Below are 20,162 nucleotides of genomic sequence, written 5' to 3' on the forward strand. Positions count from 1 at the left end.
CCGGCGCGCGGTCCACCGGCTCACCTGGCATGTCGCCCGGCGGCGCGTCGGCCACCAGCTCGCCCGGCGCATCGCCCGCCCGCACGTCGGCCACCGGCGCGTTCGGTGTGTCGCATGGTGGCGGGCCGGAAAGCGGCGCGCTCGGCGGCGTGCGTGTCGCTGTTGGTTTCCCGTGAAACAGCGCGGTTAGGGCGTCCAGTGCGCGGGCGCGTCGAGATGGCGGGGGAGACGCGTCGCCGCGTCGCCTCGGGCCGCCGCGAGCTGCGGGACGGTCAGGAACAGCGCGTCCGTCAGGTCCGCCCCACACAGATCCGTGTCGCGGAGGTCCGCGCCGATGAGGTCGGCGCGCCGCAGATCGGCGTCACGCAGATCCGCCGTGATCAGGCATGCGCCGCGCAGGTTCGCCCCGCGCAGATCGGCGCCTCGCAGCGACGCACCGACCAGATCCTCGCCCCGCCAGTTCACGCCACGCAGATCAGCGTGCTTCCCGCTCCGTGGCACGACGGCCACCTTCGCGCCACGGCGCTTCCCGCGCGACGACGCGCCAGCGCCCTGCCGGGCCGTTCTGGACGGCGATCCGGCCGCGTTCCGCTCGCGTGAGCCGGCGTCCGGCGTCGCGCCGGGGGTGGCCTCAGGGGCGCGGACGGCCTCACTCACCCGCAGCAGCAGGGCGTTCACCGCGTCGCGCAGAGCGTTCACGTCTACGGCGGCCAGTTCGTCCGGCGTCCCGGACGCCACCGCGTCGATCTCCTTGCGGGCCGTGCGCAGTTCGTCGTGGACGTCCGCCGCGTCCGCCCGCTCCAGCGCCTCGGTGACGTACCAGAGCAGCTCGTGCAGCGCCCGCACGACCGGGAACGTCCGGAACATCGCCGACGCCGACGGGGACGAGCGCCAGTCCCGGCCGCCGAACGTCTCCTGCGACACCCGCTGCCCCGCGCCGAAGCAGTCGAACACCGTGCAGCCCCGGAACCCGGCGGCGGGAAGACGGTCGTGGATCGAGCAGCGCGAGTCGGCGAGGAGGTTGCGGCACGGCTCGCCCGCCGCCTTGTCCACCGCGAAATCCGACGACACGGCGAACGGCAGCGCGACGCAGCACAGCCCGAAGCACTGCCCGCAGTCGCCGCGCAGCCCGGCGAACGTCACGGACCCTCCGTCGCGACGCCCGCCTCCTCCGGCGCCATCGACGCGATGATGCGCTCCAGGTCCTCCAGGGACGCGAACTCCACCACGATCTTGCCCTTGTTCCGGCCGAGATCGACGCGGACCTTCGTCTCGTACCGGTCCGACAGCCGGTCCGCGAGCCGCTTCAGCTCCGGCGCGACCGGCTTCTTACGGCGGCCCTGACGCGGCGCCGACGGCCCGTCCTCGACCTCGCGCAGTGCGATGATCTCCTCGACGGCCCGCACCGACAGGCCCTCGGCGACGATCCGCTTGGCCAGCAGCTCCTGCGCCTCGACGCTGTCCAGCGACAGCAGCGCACGGGCGTGCCCGGCCGAGATCACCTCGGCGGCCAGGCGCACCTGGACGGCCCGCGGCAGGTTCAGCAGCCGCAGCGTGTTGCTGATGTGCGGACGCGACCGTCCGATGCGCCGGGCAAGCTGGTCGTGGGTGACGCCGAAGTCGTCCAGGAGCTGCTGGTAGGCCGCCGCCTCCTCCAGCGCGTTGAGCTGCTGGCGGTGCAGGTTCTCCATGAGCGCGTCGCGGAGCATGTCGTCGTCGGACGTCGCCCGGATGATCGCCGGGACCGCGCTCAGCCCGGCGACCTGCGACGCCCGCCAGCGCCGCTCGCCCATGATCAGCTCGTACTCGTGCTCCGGATCGTCGATCCGCCGGACGACGATCGGCTGGAGCAGACCCACCATCGAAATGGATTCCGCCAGCTCGGCCAGCGCGTCCTCATCGAAATGATCGCGCGGCTGCCAGGGGTTCGGGCGAATCGTCGTCGGTGCCAGCTCGGCGAAGTACGCGCCGGCGACCGGCGCGCCCGTCAGTGGCCCGGACGGCACCGGATCAGCCGCACCCGCCGGCGCGGGCACCGAAGGCGGCGGCCCGGTCGGAATGAGCGCGTCGAGTCCCTTGCCGAGACCGCGGCGTGGCTGGCTCACTGCACGGCTCCCGCTCCACGGTGGGCCATCTCGGACGCCGCCTCACTGTAGGCGAGCGCCCCGCTGGACCCCGGGTCGTAGGTCATGACGGACTGTCCGTAGCTCGGCGCCTCGGAGACGCGGACGCTCCGGGGGATCACCGTGCCGAGGACGACGTCCCCGAAATGGTTGCGGACGTCCTCGGCGACCTGCGCCGCCAGCCGCGTCCGCGCGTCGTACATCGTCAGCAGGATCGTGGACACGCTCAGCGTCGGGTTGAGGTGCGCCTTCACGAGGTCCACGGTCCGGATGAGCTGGCCCAGGCCCTCCAGCGCGTAGTACTCGCACTGGATCGGGATGAGCAGTTCCTCCCCGCCGACCAGCGCGTTCACCGTCAGCAGGCCGAGCGACGGCGGGCAGTCGATGAGGACGTAGTCGAACTTCTCCTTGTCGTACGCCTCCAGCGCACGCTGCAACCGCGACTCGCGCGCCACCTTGGAGACCAGCTCGATCTCCGCGCCGGCCAGGTTCAGCGTCGCCGGAGCGCAGAACAGGTTCGGGATCTCGGGCGCCGGGACGACGATCTCCGCCAGCGGCATGTCCTCGATCAGCACGTCGTAGATCGACGGCACCTCGGCGTGGTGGTCGATGCCGAGCGCCGTGGACGCGTTGCCCTGCGGGTCGAGGTCCACGACGAGCACCTGCGCGCCGTGCATCGCCAGCGACGCCGCCAGGTTCACCGAACTGGTGGTCTTCCCGACGCCGCCCTTCTGGTTCGCGATCGTGATGACCCGGCAGCGCTCCGGACGCGGCCATTCCCGGTCGCCGCTGCGGCTCGCGGCCGTGCTGGTCGCCGCTCCGGTTTCCCGTGAAACCTTGGCGTCCTTGAGCGCCTCGCGCACGAGTTCTGACTCCCCCTGAGATGAGCGTCCCCGACGCGGAGCGGGCACCGTGGCGCTCCGTCCCGTCGGTACATAGCCGACGTTCTCCGCCGTACCGGACGTCGTACTTCCCCACATCGCATGCCCGGACCGGGGCTCACCCGGCTCGGACTCCCCCGGTTCGCCGGACGTCTCGGTCGGCTCGTCGTCGGTGGGCTCGCCGGCGCGGTCGGGCCGGCCCAGTCCTGGTCCCGTGCTCATGAAGACCTCTTCCTCGACCGTGGAGCGCGCCGGGGGGTGCGATCCGCGACCACTCGGACAAGCGTTGTCGGCGGCTCGACCTTACCTTGCCCGACTTGGAGCAGTTCGGCCGTCCGCACACCGAAACGCTGGAGGACCGGACGCGCCTCGTCCAGTTCCGCAGCCGCGCGCTCGCCCTTCAGCGCCAGCAGTTCCCCGCCCGGACGCAGCAGCGGAAGCGCCCAGGTCACGAGCCGTTCCAGCGGCGCCACCGCCCGCGCCGTCGCGACGTCGGCGGACAGGTCCCGCGCCGACTCCTCCGCGCGTCCGCGCCGCACCTCGACGTTCGTCAGCCCGAGCAGCTCGACCGCCTCGTGCAGGAAGGTCGTCCGGCGCAGCAGCGGTTCCAGCAGCGTCACCGCCAGGTCGGGCCGGACGATCGCCAGCACGAGACCGGGCAGCCCCGCCCCCGAGCCGATGTCCACGACCGTCGCCCCTTCGGGGATCGCCTCGGCCGCGACGGCGCAGTTGATCAGATGGCGCTCCCACAGCCGGTCCGCCTCGCGCGGCCCGATCAGACCGCGCTCGACCCCGGCACCGGCGAGAAACTCCGCGTACCGCTCCGCGACCGGCAGCGCGTCGCCGAAAACCTCACTTGCGATCCCCACCGAACGCATCGTTCCACAAAACCGCGGACGGCGGACACACGCGGGCCCGGTGCCGCAGGCATATTCGCGGCAGACGGGGTAGAGAGCCCTCCGGTGCTGCCCGCTCGTCATGGAAGGAGGCTCCGGCCGATGGGAATCGGAGTCAGTCTGGCGTTCATCGCCATCGGGGCGATCCTCGCGTTCGCCGTCCGGTTCGACCTCAGTGGAATCGACATTCACCTGGTCGGCGCGATCCTCATGCTCGTGGGAATCGCCAGCATGGTGTTCACCTACGCCTACACCCGTCCGCGCCGCCGCGCCGCGCAGCTCGTGGAGACGCCGCCGTCGCCCGACGGCGACACGGTCTTCCGCGAGGAGCGCGTCGTGGAGCGTCCGGTCACGCAGGCCCCGCCGACCGAACGCATCGTGGAACGTCCCGTCGCGGCCCGGCCCGCCGCCGAGTCGCGCCCGCGCGAACCCGACGATCCCGCGCTCGCCAACGATCCCGCCTACGCCAACGATCCCGCCTACCAGCAGGACCCCGCCCGGCAGAACAACCCGCCGGGCCGCCGCTGACCCCGGCACGGGCGACGGGGAGCCCGCGAACACGCGACGGCCCCGGCACCATCCCTGGTGCCGGGGCCGTTCGACATGCGGATCAGCTCGGGTAGACCACCACGAAACGCTCGGGCTCCTCGCCCTCGGACTCGCTGCGCAGCCCCGCCGCCGCGATCGCGTCGTGGACGATCTTGCGTTCGAACGGCGTCATCGGCGCCAGCGGCTTCGGCTGCCCGCTCTTCTGGACCTCGGCGGACACGTCCGCGCCCAGCGCGGCCAGCTCGGCGCGGCGGCGCTCCCGGTAGCCGCCGATGTCGAGCATGAGCCGGGTGCGGTTCCCGGTCTGCCGGTGGACGGCGAGCCGCGTCAGCTCCTGGAGCGCCTCCAGCACCTCGCCGCGCTTGCCGACCAGCTCGTCCAGGGACGCCCCGACCACGGCGACGACGGCGCGCTCACCCTCGACGTCCATGTCGATGTCGCCGTCGAAGTCGCCGATGTCCAGCAGGCCCTCGATGTAGTCGGCGGCGATCTCGCCCTCCTGCTCGAGCGCCTGGACGTCGACCTCGGTGGTGTCGGTCTGGCTCAACGGGAACTCCTTCGTGGACGAGTCCGGACAGTCAAACTAACGCTTCGGGGTGCCGCTGCGCTTGCTTCGCGACTTGCGCGTCGGCTGGTTCCGGACGACCTTCGGCTTGTCGTCCTCCACCGGCGCCGGCTCGTCCTGGGCGGCCTTGGTCAGCTTGGTCTTCAGCCCGCCCGGCGCCTGCCCGTTCTTCGCGGCCTTGGCCTCTTTGGCCTCCTTGGCCTTCTCCGCCTCGGATCCGGGCGGCGGGAACTTGGCGAAGATGTAGTTCTGCTGCGCGAGCGTCCAGCTGTTCGACGTCACCCAGTACATCAGGACGCCCAGCGGGAACCCGAGGCCGAACAGGCCGAACAGCGGCGCGAGGAACACCATCATCTTCTGCGCCTGCGCCATCGGGTTGGCGTCGCCGGTGGCGGCGGGCTGGCGCTTCATGCTGGACCGGACGCTGAAGAACGTCGTGCACGAGCTGATCACCACGGCGAGGCCGGTGACGATGATCGCGCTCCACGTCTTGTCGCTCCACGCGTTGAGGAACGTGTCCGGGATGTGGGCGCTGAAGATGTTCGCGCGCTGCGCGCTGTGGACGAGGTCCCAGCTCATCGCAAAGACGCTGTGGCCCTGCTTGGCGTCGGAGATGCGCTTCAGCGTCTGGAAGAGGCCGATGAACACCGGCATCTGCACCAGGAGCGGCAGGCAGCCCGACAGCGGGTTCGCGCCGTTCTCCTGGTAGAGCTTCATGACCTCCTGGTTCATGCGCTGCTTGTCGTTCTTGTACTTCTTGCGCAGCGCCTGGACCTTCGGGTTCAGCTCCTGCATCTTCCGCGACGCGTGGATCTGCTTGACGAACAGCGGCACCATCAGCAGCCGCAGCAGCACCGTGAGCAGGATGATCGAGCCGCCCCAGGCCCACCCGCTGTCCTCGGGGACGACCAGGCTCAGCGCGGCGTGGATCCACACGATGAGCTGGGAGACGATCTCGTATAGCCAGTCAAGCACCGGGCAGCTCCTTGGGCTCTGCTAGGGCGGGGCCGCCGGAGCGGCCGGAGGGCGCCTCGGGCGCGGGCGCGTCCCCGCGCGGCGGGACGGGATCGTGGCCGCCGCGGTTGAAGGGATGGCACCGGCCGATCCGCCGGGCCGTCAGCCAGGTGCCGCGCAGGGCGCCGTGCACCTGGAGCGCTTCGAGACCGTACGCGCTGCACGTCGGGTGGAAGCGGCACTGCCCGCCGAGGAGCGGGCTGAGGAGGCGACGGTAGCCGTGGACGAGCAGGATCAGCGCCCGGGCCGCGAGGCTCGGGTCGTCGGTGGCACTCGTCATCTCCGCCCCTTGGACGTGGGCCGTGCCGGACGTCGACGGACGCGCTCCAGCGCCGAGTCCAGGTCCGCTGCCAGGTCGTCGGCGCGCGCCTCCGCCGCGGCGGGGTTCGCGCGCACTACGAGCAGGCTACCGCGCGGCAGGCGATGCACGTGATCGCGCATCAGGTGACGCAGCCGCCGCCGTACCCGGTTGCGTACGACGGCGTTGCCGACGGACCGTGCCACGACGAAGCCGACGAGCGGCGGGTCCGGCACGTCCGGACGAGTCAGCAGGTGCAGGACGAGCGTCGGCCGTCCGGCGCGCTGACCGCGCCGGACGGCCACGCCGAACTCGTCCCGCCGCCGCATCCGGTTCGCCGGCGACAGCATGGCTGGTTCGGTGCGGTCGGGGTCGGTCCGGTCAGACCGCGATGCGCGCGCGGCCCTTGCCGCGACGCGCGGCCAGCACGGCACGGCCGGCGCGGGTGCGCATCCGGAGCCGGAAGCCGTGCTTCTTGTGGCGACGGCGGTTGTTCGGCTGGAAAGTACGCTTGCTCACTTGAAGGCTCCAGGTGCTGCGGTCGATACGGTCTGCCAGGGCGCGATAGCTCGCATCACGGGTCCGCGTCCGGTCCCCCGCAGCGGGGGCCTGCCAGGCGGCGGGCACGCGTCATCTCCGTCGATGCGTCTCGACCTCAGCACGTTACGGGCCGATTCGCCTTCCGGTCAAACCGAACCGCGTCGCCACTCCCGCAATCCGGCCCGAACCGACCCCCGTCACCTCTCCGGACCCGGCCGCACCGGATGGGGTGTGCTTCGGGTTGGTTGGGGCGGTTGGGCGTGAAGCTGTGGATAACTCGGGGCGCGGTGTGGATCTTCGGTGGTCGGTGGTGTGCGGCGCGCCTTGTTCTCCGTGGCCTTGGCGCGCATAGATCACTGTCCAAGGCCGGGTCCGCGGGGGGCCGGGTGATCACGGGTTGTGGATGGTCGGGACTGGACGGTGTTCAAGGCTGTGGACAAGGTTCGAGAGGGTTCTCCACAGGTGGGCGTTCGTGTTGCGAGCGGGGTTCTTGCGGCGTTAGTGTCGTGCCTCTCGCCGTATCGGCGACGTCCGAACGGCCTTGTTCCCCTTGCCCCGCGCTCCGCGGCGGTCACCGCCTCACCACGTCCCAGAAGTCGCTCGTTCCCTGCTGTGGGGTTTTACACAGGGGACTCCACCGTCATGCACAGCATGTGGACAACTCTGTGGACAACTCATGAGAGAGTAAGGGCTTCCGCGGCGGCACCGTGCTCGCAGAGACGATCCGCAACCGTCGTGACGGCCGGGCGGTAGACGCTCCGGTGAGCGGAGCAGTGGGGGAGGGACCTTGCGCATGGACGGTCAGGATCTCGGGTCGGTCTGGGTACGCGCCCTCTCCTCCCTGGCCGAGCGCGACCTGGCCCCGAGCTACCGTGCGTGGCTCCCGCTCGTCCGTCCGCTGGCCCTGATCGAGGGCACCGCGCTGCTCGCCGCCCCCAACGAGTTCGCCAAGGACGCCCTGGAAACGCGCCTGCGCGACCTCATCACGCAGGCGCTCTCCCACGAGCTGGGCCGGGAGATCCGCGTCGCGGTGACCGTCCAGCCCGAGCCGCCCCCGCCGCCCGCCGACCGCGACCAGGGCGCCCCGGGCGGGCGCCGCGACCACGGCGCCGAGCCGTATCCCGAGAAGCCGTACGGCACGGAGGACCGTTCCTACGACCGCGAGTACGGCGACCGCGGGTACGGCGAACCTTCTTATAAGGACCAGGGTTTCGGCGGACGTCCCCAGCACGGCGTCCCCGGTCCCACGCCGGGCGGTTATCCACAGGATGAGGACGATCGCGGCTGGCCGCCGCGCGACGGACGCGACCGCGACGCCCGAGACCCGCGCGACCGCGAGCCCCGCGACCGCGACCCGCGCGACGGCCGTGAGCCCCGCGACCGGGACGCCCGCGAACCCCGCGAATCCCGCGAATCCCGCGACGGACGCGAACCCCGTGACCGCGACGGGCGCGAGCCACGGGACCGCGACGCCCGGGAACCGCGCGACCGCGACGCTCGCGGCAAGCGCGAACCGCGCGACCTTGAGACCCGTGAGGCGCGGGGCCTTGAACCCCGCGACGCACGAGACCCGCGGGACCTCGAACCACGCGACCCGCAGGATTCGCGCGAACTCGAACCCCGCGACGCACGGGACTCACGCGAGCTGGGACCCCGCGACCTGCGCGATGCGCGTGACCCGCGCGAATTGGGAACCCGCGACCTGCGCGACGGGCGAGAGCCACGGGACGCCGAAGCCCGCGACCGCGAAACCCGGGACGCGCGGGATCCCCGCGACGTCGAACTGCGCGACGCGCGGGATCCGCGTGACCTGGAGCTGCGTGACCCGCGCGACCGGGAGGGCCAGCAGCTCGACGTCGAGCGCGGCTACCCGGCGGGCGCCCGTCCTCCGGCGTACGGCGGACGCGGCCCGTTCGAGGGCGCCGGCAGTTATACCGGCGGCCGGGGCGGACGACCGCTTCCCGGGACCGATAGCTTCGACGACCCCTACGACGGGCAGGGCGGGTACGAGAAGGGCGGCGTCCCGTCCGTCCCGCCGCAGCTCCAGGGCGGCTCCCACCTGAACGACCGCACGCTCGGCGCCCCGTCCCGTCCGGGGGGCGGGCAGCAGGAGCCGCAGGGCACCGGCCGCGAGCCCGCCGAGCCGGACGCCGGCGACGACCCCGCGTCCCGCAAGGGCAAGGGCGGCGCGGCGGCCCAGCAGCACGACCGGCTGAACCCGAAGTACACGTTCGAGACGTTCGTCATCGGCTCGTCCAACCGGTTCGCGCACGCGGCGGCCGTGGCGGTCGCCGAGCAGCCCGCCAAGGCGTACAACCCGCTGTTCATCTACGGCGACTCCGGCCTCGGCAAGACGCACCTGCTGCACGCGATCGGCCACTACGCGCAGAGTCTGTTCAACGGGGCGCGCGTCCGGTACGTCAGCTCCGAGGAGTTCACGAACGACTTCATCAACTCGATCCGGGACGGCAAGGCGGACGGGTTCCGCCGCCGCTACCGGGACGTGGACATCCTGCTCGTGGACGACATCCAGTTCCTGGAGGGCAAGGAACAGACGCAGGAGGAGTTCTTCCACACGTTCAACACCCTCCACAACGCGAGCAAGCAGATCGTGATCTCCAGCGACCGTCCCCCCAAGGAGCTGGTGACGCTGGAAGACCGTCTCCGCAACCGGTTCGAGTGGGGCCTCACGACGGACGTCCAGCCGCCCGAGCTGGAGACGCGCATCGCGATCCTGCAGAAGAAGGCGCGGCAGGAGGGCCTGGCGGCGCCGCCGGACGTCCTGGAGTTCATCGCCTCGCAGATCGCGACGAACATCCGCGAGCTGGAGGGCGCGCTGATCCGGGTGACGGCGTTCGCGAGCCTGAACCGGCAGTCGGTCGACATGAAGCTCGCGGGCATCGTCCTGAAGGACCTCATCCCCAACGACTCCGGTCCGGAGATCACTGCCATGATGATCATGGCGCAGACTGTGGAGTACTTCGGGACGACGATCGAAGACCTCTGTGGACCGTCCAGGTCGAGGATGCTTGTGACCGCCAGGCAAATAGCGATGTACCTGTGCCGGGAACTAACCGACCTATCTCTACCCAAAATCGGCGCCCAGTTCGGGGGGCGCGACCACACGACCGTCATGCATGCGGAACGTAAAATCCGCAGCTTGATGGCCGAACGGCGGGCCATCTACAACCAGGTGACGGAGCTTACGGGCCGGATCAAGCACCAGGCCCGTAAGCACTGACCGCCACGCACACCCTGTGGACAACCTTGGGGACAACCTGGGGATCGCCCGTGGAAAACCTGAGGAAGACGTGTGGATGAAGTGTGGACGGTTTGCCGACCCCTGTGGACGGCCGCCCGGCATCATGGGGACGAAGCCGTGGACAACCTGTGGAAGTCCTGGGGACGAACTGTGGACACCGCAGGACCGAATCCGGCTCGGCGACGCCGACGAAAATGATCTGGGGACAACCCGTGGACAACCGGTGGATGACGTGGGGATGACCTGTGGGGACAGGATCGGCCGTCCCCAGGCCGTCCTCCGTCGTCCACCGTCCACCCACAGGGCCTGGGGACGACGATTCGCGGTCTCACCTGCGGAAACACGGGTTGTCCCCAGTATCCACAGCCCCTACTACGAGTACTACCCCTTGTCTCTAACCAAGAAAAAGAACAGCTCAAATCAGGGCCTGGGGAAAACGCGCGCCGAGCGCGTCCCAGGGCCTGCGCACCGCACGCTGTCCGACACCTGCAGGAGGCGGGTTCCGTGAAGTTCCGCATCGACAGAGACGCCCTGGCCGACGCCGTGGCCTGGACGGCGCGCACCCTCCCGGTGCGCCCCCCGGTCCCCGTGCTCGCCGGGATGCACATCGCGGCCGGAGACCGGCTGAAGCTGTCGGCGTTCGACTACGAGGTGTCCGCTCAGGTCGCCACCGACATCGAGACCGAGGAGCCGGGCACGGCCCTGGTGTCCGGACGGCTGCTCGCCGAGATCTCGCGCAGCCTTCCTCCCCACCCTGTGGAAGTCACCACGGACGGGGCCAAGGTGATGCTCCGCTGCGGCAGCGCGAAGTTCACCCTCATGACGATGCCTGTGGAGGACTACCCGACGCTGCCGGAGATGCCCCCGGCGGCGGGCGCGGTCGGCAGCGACGAGTTCGCCGCGGCCGTGGCCCAGGTCGCCATCGCCGCCGGACGCGACGACACGATCCCCATGCTGACCGGCGTCCGCGTCGAGATCGAGGGCGAGACCGTCACGCTCGCCTCGACCGACCGCTACCGCCTCGCGGTCCGCGAACTGCACTGGAAGCCGGAGCGGCCGGACTTCGCGTCCGTCGCGCTGGTGCCCGCCAAGACGCTCGCGGACACGGCCAAGTCGCTGACCGCCGGCGCCGAGGTGTCGATCGCGCTCGCGGCCACCGGCGGCGGCGCGGGCGAGGGCATGATCGGCTTCGAGGGCGGCGGACGGCGCACGACGTCCCGGCTGCTCGACGGCGACTTCGTCAAGTACCGCTCGCTGCTGCCGAGCGAGTACGCGGGCCTCGCCGAGGTCACCACCGCGCCGTTCATCGAGGCCGTCAAGCGCGTCTCGCTGGTCGCCGAGCGCAACACGCCGGTGCGGCTGTCGTTCCGCCAGGGCGAGGTCGTGCTGGAGGCCGGGACGGGCGACGAGGCGCAGGCCGTCGAGGCGCTGGAGGCCACGCTGGAGGGCGAGGACATCGACATCGCCTTCAACCCCGGGTTCCTGCTCGACGGGCTGTCGGCGATCGGCTCGGACACGGCGCGGCTGTCGTTCACCACGCCGACCAAGCCGGCCGTCCTCACCGGGAAGCCGCCGCAGGACGGCGAGAACCCGAACTACCGGTACCTCATCATGCCGGTGCGTCTGACGGGGTAGGGAGAAATATCGGGGGCATAGCGGGATCATCGGATGTGGACGGAGAAAACGTCGTCCACAGTCGTCCACAAGGGGAGTCGGAGCATGGAGCTGGGCATGATCGGCCTGGGCAGGATGGGCGGCAACATGGCCGAACGCCTGCGTCGCGGAGGCCACACGGTCGTCGGGTTCGACCGCGATCCGAAGGTCAGCGACGTCGGCTCCCTGGAGGAGCTGGTCGAGCGCCTCGCCCCGCCGCGCGCCGTGTGGGTGATGGTGCCGGCCGGGCAGCCGACCCGCGACACCGTCCACAGCCTGGGGAAGCTCTTGCAGCCCGGCGACGTCATCGTGGACGGCGGCAACTCCCACTATGTGGACGACCAGAAGCACGGCGACGAGCTGCGCGCCATCGGCGTCGGGTTCGTGGACTGCGGCGTCAGCGGCGGCGTGTGGGGCCTCCAGAACGGCTACGCGCTGATGGTCGGCGGTGAGCAGGAGCACGTCGACCGGCTGATGCCGGTCTTCGAGACGCTGAAGCCGGAGGGGGAGTACGGCTTCGTCCACTCCGGGAAGGTCGGCGCCGGGCACTTCGTGAAGATGGTCCACAACGGCATCGAGTACGCGATGATGCAGGCGTTCGGCGAGGGCTACGAGCTGATCGAGGCGTCCGACGTCGTCACGAACGTGCCGGAGACGTTCCGGAGCTGGCAGGAGGGCACGGTCATCCGGTCCTGGCTGCTGGACCTGATGAACCGGGCGCTCGCCGACGATCCACAGCTCGACGAGATCCGTGGATACGCCAACGACTCCGGTGAGGGGCGGTGGACGGTCCAGGCCGCCGTGGACCACGCCGTCCCGCTGCCCGCGATCACCGCGTCGCTGTTCGCCCGGTTCTCCTCGCGGCAGGACGACTCGCCCGCGATGAAGGTCGTCGCCGCCCTGCGCAACCAGTTCGGCGGGCACGCGGTCGAGGGGGCGAAGGGGGCCGACTCCCCCGGCGCCGACGTGCCGCCGCCGCCCGTCTGACGGCCCCGGACGGCCCCGGACGGCTTCGTCGGCCGTCCGGGGCGCGAGTCTCAGCCCCGGACGGCCGCGAGGACGTCGTTGGCGATGGACTCGTCGATCCGGCCGTCGGGCGCGCCGCCGACGCCGATGCCCGCGATCGGGAAGCCCCGGTGGATGACGGGCACGCCGCCGGGCAGGACGAGCGTCCCCGGGATCTGCTTGATGGTCTCGTTGCCGGCCAGGGCGCTGGTGGGGCGTCCGAACGCGACGGCCGTGTACGCCTTCCGCTTGGCGGACTCGTAGGTCTGCGGCCCGGCGTTCACCGTCCGGACCACGAGCCGGATGACGCCGGACCGATCCATGATGACCATCGTCACGAGCTGGTTCCCGTGGCGGCGGGCCGATCTCACCAGCGCCTTGGACGCGCGGGCCAGCGCGTCGTTCGACAGCACCGTCTCCGAGGCGACGTAGCCGTGGTGGCGCGCGTGGTGGCCGAAGAGGTCGGCGTCGGCGGACGCGGCCGGCGCGGCCGCCAGCGATCCGGCGACGAGGGCGCCCAGCGCGGCGGCCGTCCCGACGAGATGCCTGGTGGTCATGCTCTGCTCCCGATGTTGATCTTGGTGAACACGTGATGTATCCCTCACGGGCACGGAAGGTAATCGCGAGCGCGGGTCGGGGTTATCCACAGGGTTGGGGAAGGAGGGCGGGGCGCCGGGCGCAGGGCCTACGCTCGTGTCTCGTGTACGTCGCCCACCTGTCGCTTCAGGACTTCCGCTCCTACGCCACCGCCGAGGTCGCGTTCGAGCCCGGCGTGACCGCGTTCGTGGGGCCGAACGGGCAGGGCAAGACGAACCTGGTGGAGGCCGTCGGGTACGTCGCGGCGCACGGCAGCCACCGCGCGTCGTCCGACGCGCCGCTCGTCCGGCAGGGGGCGCCGCGCGCGGTCGTCCGCGCGGGTCTGGTCAAGGACGGGCGCAAGGCCCTGGTCGAACTGGAGATCAACCCGGGGAGGGCGAACCGGGCGCGGCTGAACCGCTCCCCCGTCCCCCGCCCGCGCGAGATCCTGGGGATGCTGCGGACCGTCCTGTTCGCCCCCGAGGACCTCTCCCTGGTCAAGGGCGACCCCGGAGAGCGCCGCCGGTTCCTGGACGAGCTGCTGACGCTGCGCGCCCCGCGCTTCGCGGGCGTCCGCTCCGACTACGACCGCGTGCTCAAGCAGCGGAACGCGCTGCTGAAATCGGCGGCGGCGCACCGCCGGGCACCCGGCGCGGAGGTCATCGCGACGCTGGAGGTCTGGGACGCGCACCTCGCCCGCACCGGCGCCGAACTGCTCGCGGCGCGGCTGGAGCTGACGGCGGCGCTGCGTCCGCTCGCCGCCGCCGCGTACGCCGAGCTGGCCCCGCACTCGGACGCCGCGGCCCTCCGCTACCGCAGCTCGCTCGGCGACGAGGAGTTGTCCACAGACCGGGGACAACTCGCGGACCGCCTGTTGACGGCCGTCGCGGACGCGCGCAAACAGGAGCTGGAACGCGGCGTCAGCCTGGTCGGCCCGCACCGCGACGAACTGCTGCTCGGCCTCGGCGACCTGCCCGCGCGCGGCTACGCCAGCCACGGCGAGTCCTGGTCGTTCGCGCTCGCGCTGCGGCTGGCGGCGTTCGAGCTGCTGCGCGCGGACGGCGACGACCCCGTCCTCATCCTGGACGACGTGTTCGCCGAACTGGACGCGGGCCGCCGCAGCCGCCTCGCCACGATGGTCGCCCCGGCCGAACAGGTCCTGATCACCGCGGCCGTCCCCGCCGACGTCCCCACCGAACTGACCGGAATGTCGTACGCGGTGGCGGACGGCAAGATCGTCCCCGCCTGACGCCCGGGAGGAACCCATGACCGACGATCCCCAGCCTGTGGACGACATCCCCGTCCCGCGTACGACCCGTCCGCAGCCGACGGACGACGCCGTGCCCGCGAGCGGAGACGCCGCGCCCGCCGCGCCGGGTGGGGGCGGGGGTGCCGTCAAGTCGGGGGCGGATCTGGCGCGGGAGGCGCTGGCGCAGGCCAAGGCGGACGCCCGCAAGCGCGGCACCCTGCCGGGCCAGGGCAAGAAGAGGGCGCGGGTGCCGGCGCCGGGGCGGATGCCGGGGCGCGGCGGGGATCCGCGCCCGTTCGGGGGCGCGATCCGCGACCTGCTGGCCGACCGGGGCTGGGAGCAGCGCGCGGCGGTCGGCGGGGTGTTCGGGAACTGGCCGGGCATCGTCGGGCCGGTCCTCGCCGAGCACACGCGGCCGGAGCGGTTCGAGGACGGCGAACTGGTCATCGCCGCCGACTCGCCGACGTGGGCGACGCAGGTCCGGTCGCTGGCGGCCCAGCTCGTCCGACGGCTGAACCAGGAGCTGGGGCAGGGCACGGTGAAGCGGGTCAAGGTGGTGGGTCCGGCGACGGCTCCGCGCCGTCCGGGCGGCTGGCGGGTGCGCTGAGACGGGCGTCCCATTGTCAGTGGCGGGTGGGAACATCTGTTCGGGGGTCCGGGCACCCGTTCCCGCAGCGAGCGCCTCACAGGCTTGAGGACCCCCCTGGCCGAATGGGGGGATGTACCTCCTCGCCCACTCGGCCGCCACACGAGCGCACAGCGCTCGCGAGTGGCACTTTTTCCCTCATCACCCGGTAGACTGACGGGCGGGTTCAGGATGCTGCGCCGCCCAGGGTCGCCCGGAGCCCTGCCAGTTCAGAGCAGGGGACACGGGCGCCCTGACGTGTTACGGGGCACACCGCGTTCTCCGGCGCGGGGCGGTCGGGTTTCCCCGGCAGGAGGATCTTCCGTTGGCGTACGACGCTAGTTCGATCACCGTCCTCGAAGGACTTGAAGCGGTCCGCAAGCGACCGGGCATGTACATCGGCTCGACCGGTGAACGAGGACTGCACCACCTCGTCTACGAGATCGTGGACAACTCCGTGGACGAGGCGCTGGCCGGGTACGCCGACACGATCGAGGTCGTGCTGCTGGCCGACGGCGGCGTCCGCGTCGTCGACAACGGCCGCGGGATCCCCGTCGGCGAGCACCCGGTGGAGAAGCGGCCCGCCATCGAGCTGGTGCTGACGACGCTGCACGCCGGGGGCAAGTTCGACGGCAAGTCCTACGCCGTCTCCGGCGGTCTGCACGGCGTCGGCTCAGCCGTCGTGAACGCCCTGTCGACACGGCTGGAGGCCGTCGTCAAGGTCGACGGGCACTACTGGCGGCAGACCTACAACTGGCAGGGCCCGCAGACCGCGCTCGCCAAGGGCGAGCCCACCGACGAGACCGGCACGACGATCTCCTTCTGGCCCGACGGCGACATCTTCGAGACGCTCGAATGGAACTTCGAGACGCTGTCGCGCCGCATGCAGGAGATGGCGTTCCTCAACCGCGGCCTGTCGATCACGCTGCGGGACGAGCGCCGCGGGCACGTCGAGGCCGACGTCGAGGACGGCTCCGCGCCCGAGCCCGACGGCGAGGCCCCGAAGGCGCGCGAGGTCGTCTACCACTACGAGGGCGGCATCGAGGACTTCGTCCGGTACATCAACAACCGGAAGGAAGCCGTCCACGAGTCGGTCATCTACTTCAACGACGACACCGACGGCATGTCCGTCGAGATCGCGATGCAGTGGAACTCGTCGTACTCCGAGTCCGTCCACACGTTCGCGAACACGATCAACACGGCGGAGGGCGGCACCCACGAGGAGGGGTTCCGCGCGGCGCTGACCACGATCGTCAACCGGTACGCGCGCGACAAGGGCCTGCTGCGCGACAAGGACGACAACCTGACCGGCGAGGACGTCCGCGAGGGCCTCACCGCGATCATCTCGATCAAGCTGGCCGACCCGCAGTTCGAGGGCCAGACCAAGACAAAGCTCGGCAACACCGAGGCCAAGTCGTTCGTCCAGAAGGCGTGCAACGAGCACCTGCGCGACTGGTTCGAGGAGAACCCGGGCGAGGCCAAGGAGATCATCAACAAGGCCACGCAGGCGGCCCGCGCCCGCGTCGCCGCCCGGCAGGCCCGCGACCTCACCCGGCGCAAGAGCCTGCTGGAGTCGACGTCGCTGCCCGGCAAGCTGTCGGACTGCCAGTCCACCGACCCGAGCGAGTCGGAGCTGTACATCGTCGAGGGCGACTCGGCGGGCGGCTCGGCCAAGGGCGGCCGGAACCCGCACTTCCAGGCGATCCTGCCCATCCGCGGCAAGATCCTCAACGTGGAGAAGGCGCGGATCGACCGGATCCTCAAGAACAACGAGGTCCAGGCGATCATCACGGCGCTCGGCACCGGCATCCACGACGAGTTCGACATCGAGAAGCTCCGCTACCACAAGATCATCCTGATGTCGGACGCCGACGTGGACGGCCACCACATCAACACCCTGCTGCTCACGCTGCTGTTCCGCTTCATGAAGCCGCTGATCGAGGCCGGGCACGTCTACCTGTCCCAGCCCCCGCTCTACAAGATCAAGTGGGACTCGCGCGGCACCGACGCCGACTACGCCTACTCCGACTCCGAGCGCGACGCGATCATCGAGGCCGGCATGGCGGCGGGCCGGCGCGACCCCCGGCCCCGCGACCAGGTGCAGCGGTTCAAGGGCCTCGGCGAGATGAACGCCAACGAGCTGTGGGACACCACGATGGACCCCGAGAAGCGCGTCCTGCTGCAGGTCCAGCTCGACGACGCCGCGCAGGCCGACGAACTGTTCAGCGTCCTCATGGGCGAGGAGGTCGAGCCCCGGCGCGACTTCATCCAGCGCAACGCCAAGGACGTCCGGTTCCTGGACATCTGAGCGCCCGCCGAACTCTCTTCCCACCACGTAGAACGAGGTCTTGCAAGTGACGGACGTGACCACCGAGGGCGGAGCGCCCGGCGAGCGGATCGAGCCGGTCGACCTCCAGGTCTCGATGCAGAAGAGCTACCTGGACTACGCGATGTCGGTTATCGTCTCGCGTGCGCTCCCCGATGTCCGGGACGGCCTGAAGCCGGTGCACCGCCGCGTCATGTACGCGATGTACGACGGCGGCTACCGCCCCGACCGCGGCTACTTCAAGTGCGCCCGCGTCGTCGGCGACGTCATGGGGAACTACCACCCCCACGGCGACTCCCCGATCTACGACGCGCTCGTCCGGCTCGCGCAGCCGTGGGCGCTGCGGTACCCGCTGGTCGACGGCAACGGCAACTTCGGGTCGCGCGGCAACGACCCCGCGGCCGCGATGCGGTACACCGAGTGCCGCATGGCGCCGCTGTCGATGGAGTTGCTCCGCGACATCGACAAGGAGACCGTCGACTTCTCCCCCAACTACGACGGCCGGTCCGCCGAACCGGACGTCCTGCCGTCGCGGTACCCGAACCTGCTGATCAACGGGTCGGCGGGCATCGCGGTCGGGATGGCGACGAACATCCCGCCGCACAACCTGCGCGAGGTCGCCGAGGGCGTCCAGTGGTTCCTGGAGAACTACGGCGCGTCCGACGAGGAACTGCTCGAAGCCCTCATCGAGCGGATCAAGGGGCCGGACTTCCCCACCGCCGGGCTGATCGTCGGCCGCAAGGGCATCGACGAGGCGTACCGCACCGGGCGCGGCTCGATCACGATGCGCGCGGTGGTCGAGGTCGAGGAGATCCAGAACCGGACGTGCCTCGTCGTCACCGAGCTGCCATACCAGGTCAACCCGGACAATCTCGCGCTGAAGATCGCCGAGCTGGTCAAGGACGGCAAGCTCGACGGGGTCGCCGACGTCCGGGACGAGACGTCCGGGCGCACCGGGCAGCGGCTGGTGATCGTCCTCAAGCGGGACGCGGTCGCGAAGGTCGTCCTCAACAACCTCTACAAGCACACGCAGCTCCAGGAGACGTTCGGCGCGAACATGCTCGCGCTGGTGGACGGCGTGCCGCGCACGCTGCGCCTCGACCAGTTCATCCGGCACTGGGTGGACCACCAGATCGAGGTCATCGTCCGGCGCACCCGGTACCTGCTGCGCAAGGCCGAGGAGCGCGCCCACATCCTGCGCGCCCTGCTCAAGGCGCTGGACCGCATCGACGAGGTCATCGCGCTGATCCGCCGGTCGCCGTCCGCGCAGGAGGCGCAGCAGGGCCTGATGACGCTGCTGGAGATCGACGAGATCCAGGCGCAGGCCATCCTGGACATGCAGCTCCGCAAGCTCGCCGCCCTGGAGCGCCAGGCGATCACCGACGAGCACGACAGGCTCATGGCGGAGATCACCGACTACAACGCCATCCTCGCGTCGCCGGAGCGGCAGCGGAGGATCATCGGTGACGAACTGGCTCCGATCGTGGAGAAGTTCGGCGACGAGCGGCGCACCGAGATCATCCCGTTCGACGGCGACGTGTCCTACGAGGACCTCATCGCCGAAGAGGACGTCGTCGTCACGATCACGCGCGGCGGCTACGCCAAGCGCACCCGCACCGACCACTACCGGGCGCAGCGGCGCGGCGGGAAGGGCGTGCGCGGGGCGCAGCTCAAGCAGGACGACATCGTGGACCACTTCTTCGTGACCACGACCCACCACTGGATCCTGTTCTTCACCAACAAGGGCCGGGTGTACCGGGCGAAGGCATACGAACTGCCCGACTCCGGGCGGGACTCGCGGGGCCAGCACGTCGCGAACCTGCTCGCCTTCCAGCCGGACGAGCGCATCGCCCAGGTCATGGACCTGCGGGACTACGACGTCGCGCCGTATCTCGTCCTCGCCACCAAGCGCGGCCGGGTCAAGAAGACCGCCCTGCGCGACTTCGACTCCCCGCGCACCGGCGGCATCATCGCGATCAACCTCCTGGACGACGACGAGCTGATCGCGGCGCGGCTCGTCTCCGGCTCCGACGACCTGATCATGGTGTCGACCGGCGCGCAGGCCATCCGGTTCCCCGCCGACGACGACGAGCTGCGTCCGATGGGCCGCGCCACCAGCGGCGTCATCGGGATGCGGTTCGACCCCGAGCACGAGGTGCTCAACATGCTCGTCGTCCAGGACAACGGGCAGGACGTCCTGGTCGCCACCGAGGGCGGCTACGCCAAGCGCACCCCGATCGACCAGTACCCGCGGCAGGGGCGCGGGGGCAAGGGCGTGCTCACCGCTAAGATCGTCCAGACCCGCGGGAGGCTGGTGGGCGCCCTGATGGCCGGGCCGGACGACGAGGTGTTCGCGATGACCGCGAGCGGCGGCGTCATCCGCACCCGGGCCGCCGAGATCAAGCAGTCCGGCCGGCAGACGATGGGCGTCCGGCTCATGAGCCTCGGCGAAGGCGGCAGCATCGTCGCCATCGCGAGGAACGTAGAGTCCGAGGTGGATGCGGACGATGCCGAGGTCGAGGCGACCGAAGGTGACTGAGTCCGCTGAGCAGGAGGACATGTGACCAGCCAGCCCGGCGGCGACAACGAACCCGCCAAGC

18 protein-coding genes are annotated in these 20,162 nt (G+C 70.8%); 8 read left to right on the forward strand and 10 right to left on the reverse strand.

The features are described from left to right. Positions 1-186: 186 nt before the first annotated feature. The 4 genes from BTM25_RS03255 to rsmG form a co-directional block, all read right to left on the reverse strand. Entirely contained in the window at positions 187-1,143 is a 957-nt protein-coding gene (locus BTM25_RS03255; protein WP_103561255.1) for a pentapeptide repeat-containing protein, read from the reverse strand. Then, positions 1,140-2,105, reverse strand: coding sequence for a ParB/RepB/Spo0J family partition protein (locus tag BTM25_RS03260; protein WP_103561256.1), 966 nt, complete (start codon positions 2,103-2,105; stop codon positions 1,140-1,142). Before BTM25_RS03260 ends, BTM25_RS03255 begins: the two co-directional genes overlap by 4 nt. Further along, on the reverse strand, positions 2,102-2,986 hold the full coding sequence (locus BTM25_RS03265) for a ParA family protein (RefSeq protein ID WP_103561257.1): 885 nt from the start codon (positions 2,984-2,986) through the stop codon (positions 2,102-2,104). The genes BTM25_RS03260 and BTM25_RS03265 overlap by 4 nt, the downstream gene beginning before the upstream one ends. A gap of 236 nt (positions 2,987-3,222) precedes the next feature. After that, positions 3,223-3,873: a 16S rRNA (guanine(527)-N(7))-methyltransferase RsmG gene (rsmG, locus tag BTM25_RS03270; protein ID WP_103561258.1), complete on the reverse strand. Its 651-nt coding sequence runs from the start codon at positions 3,871-3,873 to the stop codon at positions 3,223-3,225. 129 nt (positions 3,874-4,002) lie between these two features. Between rsmG and BTM25_RS03275 the strand changes: the two genes are divergently transcribed. Beyond that, positions 4,003-4,428, forward strand: a complete 426-nt coding sequence (locus BTM25_RS03275) for a DUF6458 family protein (protein WP_103561259.1) — start codon at positions 4,003-4,005, stop codon at positions 4,426-4,428. A gap of 82 nt (positions 4,429-4,510) precedes the next feature. Here the strand turns inward: BTM25_RS03275 and BTM25_RS03280 are convergent, their stop codons facing one another. Genes BTM25_RS03280 through rpmH form a run of 5 tightly spaced genes read right to left on the reverse strand, consistent with a single transcriptional unit; the run spans position 4,511 to position 6,845 of the window. Beyond that, positions 4,511-4,996 (reverse strand): Jag family protein, encoded by a 486-nt coding sequence (locus BTM25_RS03280; RefSeq protein ID WP_103561260.1) that lies wholly within the window; start codon positions 4,994-4,996, stop codon positions 4,511-4,513. Positions 4,997-5,032: 36 nt separating this feature from the next. Continuing rightward, positions 5,033-5,989 carry a membrane protein insertase YidC gene (gene yidC, locus BTM25_RS03285; protein WP_103561261.1) on the reverse strand — a complete coding sequence of 319 codons (957 nt, stop codon included), beginning with the start codon at positions 5,987-5,989 and terminating at the stop codon, positions 5,033-5,035. After that, positions 5,982-6,308 carry a membrane protein insertion efficiency factor YidD gene (gene yidD / locus BTM25_RS03290; RefSeq protein ID WP_103561262.1) on the reverse strand — a complete coding sequence of 109 codons (327 nt, stop codon included), beginning with the start codon at positions 6,306-6,308 and terminating at the stop codon, positions 5,982-5,984. Before yidD ends, yidC begins: the two co-directional genes overlap by 8 nt. Continuing rightward, complete coding sequence (gene rnpA / locus BTM25_RS03295; RefSeq protein WP_103561263.1) at positions 6,305-6,676, reverse strand: ribonuclease P protein component; 372 nt, start codon at positions 6,674-6,676, stop codon at positions 6,305-6,307. Before rnpA ends, yidD begins: the two co-directional genes overlap by 4 nt. Before the next feature lie 31 nt (positions 6,677-6,707). Next, positions 6,708-6,845, reverse strand: coding sequence for a 50S ribosomal protein L34 (gene rpmH / locus BTM25_RS03300; RefSeq protein ID WP_103561264.1), 138 nt, complete (start codon positions 6,843-6,845; stop codon positions 6,708-6,710). An 814-nt stretch (positions 6,846-7,659) separates the two neighbouring features. Here rpmH and dnaA point away from each other — a divergent pair. The 3 genes from dnaA (at position 7,660) to gnd (ending at position 12,768) form a co-directional block, all read left to right on the forward strand. Then, positions 7,660-10,107 carry a chromosomal replication initiator protein DnaA gene (gene dnaA / locus BTM25_RS03305; RefSeq protein ID WP_103561265.1) on the forward strand — a complete coding sequence of 816 codons (2,448 nt, stop codon included), beginning with the start codon at positions 7,660-7,662 and terminating at the stop codon, positions 10,105-10,107. Between the two features lie 525 nt (positions 10,108-10,632). Next, on the forward strand, positions 10,633-11,763 hold the full coding sequence (dnaN, locus tag BTM25_RS03310; RefSeq protein WP_103561266.1) for a DNA polymerase III subunit beta: 1,131 nt from the start codon (positions 10,633-10,635) through the stop codon (positions 11,761-11,763). 33 nt (positions 11,764-11,796) lie between these two features. Then, positions 11,797-12,768: a phosphogluconate dehydrogenase (NAD(+)-dependent, decarboxylating) gene (gene gnd / locus BTM25_RS03315; RefSeq protein WP_146058939.1), complete on the forward strand. Its 972-nt coding sequence runs from the start codon at positions 11,797-11,799 to the stop codon at positions 12,766-12,768. Between the two features lie 50 nt (positions 12,769-12,818). On the opposite strand, the gene BTM25_RS03320 is transcribed toward gnd, so the two are convergent. Then, on the reverse strand, positions 12,819-13,343 hold the full coding sequence (locus BTM25_RS03320; protein ID WP_103561268.1) for a GlcG/HbpS family heme-binding protein: 525 nt from the start codon (positions 13,341-13,343) through the stop codon (positions 12,819-12,821). A gap of 143 nt (positions 13,344-13,486) precedes the next feature. On the opposite strand from BTM25_RS03320, the gene recF reads away from it, so the two are divergent. From recF to gyrA, 4 genes are all read left to right on the forward strand, one after another. Continuing rightward, positions 13,487-14,611, forward strand: a complete 1,125-nt coding sequence (gene recF, locus BTM25_RS03325; protein WP_103561269.1) for a DNA replication/repair protein RecF — start codon at positions 13,487-13,489, stop codon at positions 14,609-14,611. Positions 14,612-14,627: 16 nt separating this feature from the next. Further along, a complete protein-coding gene (locus tag BTM25_RS03330; RefSeq protein WP_103561270.1) occupies positions 14,628-15,218 on the forward strand; it encodes a DUF721 domain-containing protein in 591 nt (196 codons plus the stop codon). A gap of 364 nt (positions 15,219-15,582) precedes the next feature. Then, positions 15,583-17,544, forward strand: a complete 1,962-nt coding sequence (gyrB, locus tag BTM25_RS03335; RefSeq protein ID WP_407923376.1) for a DNA topoisomerase (ATP-hydrolyzing) subunit B — start codon at positions 15,583-15,585, stop codon at positions 17,542-17,544. 46 nt (positions 17,545-17,590) lie between these two features. Then, positions 17,591-20,101, forward strand: coding sequence for a DNA gyrase subunit A (gene gyrA / locus BTM25_RS03340; RefSeq protein ID WP_103561272.1), 2,511 nt, complete (start codon positions 17,591-17,593; stop codon positions 20,099-20,101). Positions 20,102-20,162: the final 61 nt, after the last annotated feature.

It is taken from the genome of Actinomadura rubteroloni, assembly GCF_002911665.1.
GTDB lineage: Bacteria > Actinomycetota > Actinomycetes > Streptosporangiales > Streptosporangiaceae > Spirillospora > Spirillospora rubteroloni.

Excerpts from the sequence above, each read along its gene's own strand:
- BTM25_RS03330 (WP_103561270.1), top strand. The coding sequence starts at position 14,628 with ATGACCGACGATCCCCAGCCTGTGGACGACATCCCCGTCCCGCGTACG.
- yidD (WP_103561262.1), bottom strand. The coding sequence starts at position 6,308 with ATGACGAGTGCCACCGACGACCCGAGCCTCGCGGCCCGGGCGCTGATC.
- BTM25_RS03320 (WP_103561268.1), bottom strand. The coding sequence starts at position 13,343 with ATGACCACCAGGCATCTCGTCGGGACGGCCGCCGCGCTGGGCGCCCTC.
- rnpA (WP_103561263.1), bottom strand. The coding sequence starts at position 6,676 with ATGCTGTCGCCGGCGAACCGGATGCGGCGGCGGGACGAGTTCGGCGTG.
- BTM25_RS03275 (WP_103561259.1), top strand. The coding sequence starts at position 4,003 with ATGGGAATCGGAGTCAGTCTGGCGTTCATCGCCATCGGGGCGATCCTC.
- gnd (WP_146058939.1), top strand. The coding sequence starts at position 11,797 with ATGTGGACGGAGAAAACGTCGTCCACAGTCGTCCACAAGGGGAGTCGG.
- dnaA (WP_103561265.1), top strand. The coding sequence starts at position 7,660 with ATGGACGGTCAGGATCTCGGGTCGGTCTGGGTACGCGCCCTCTCCTCC.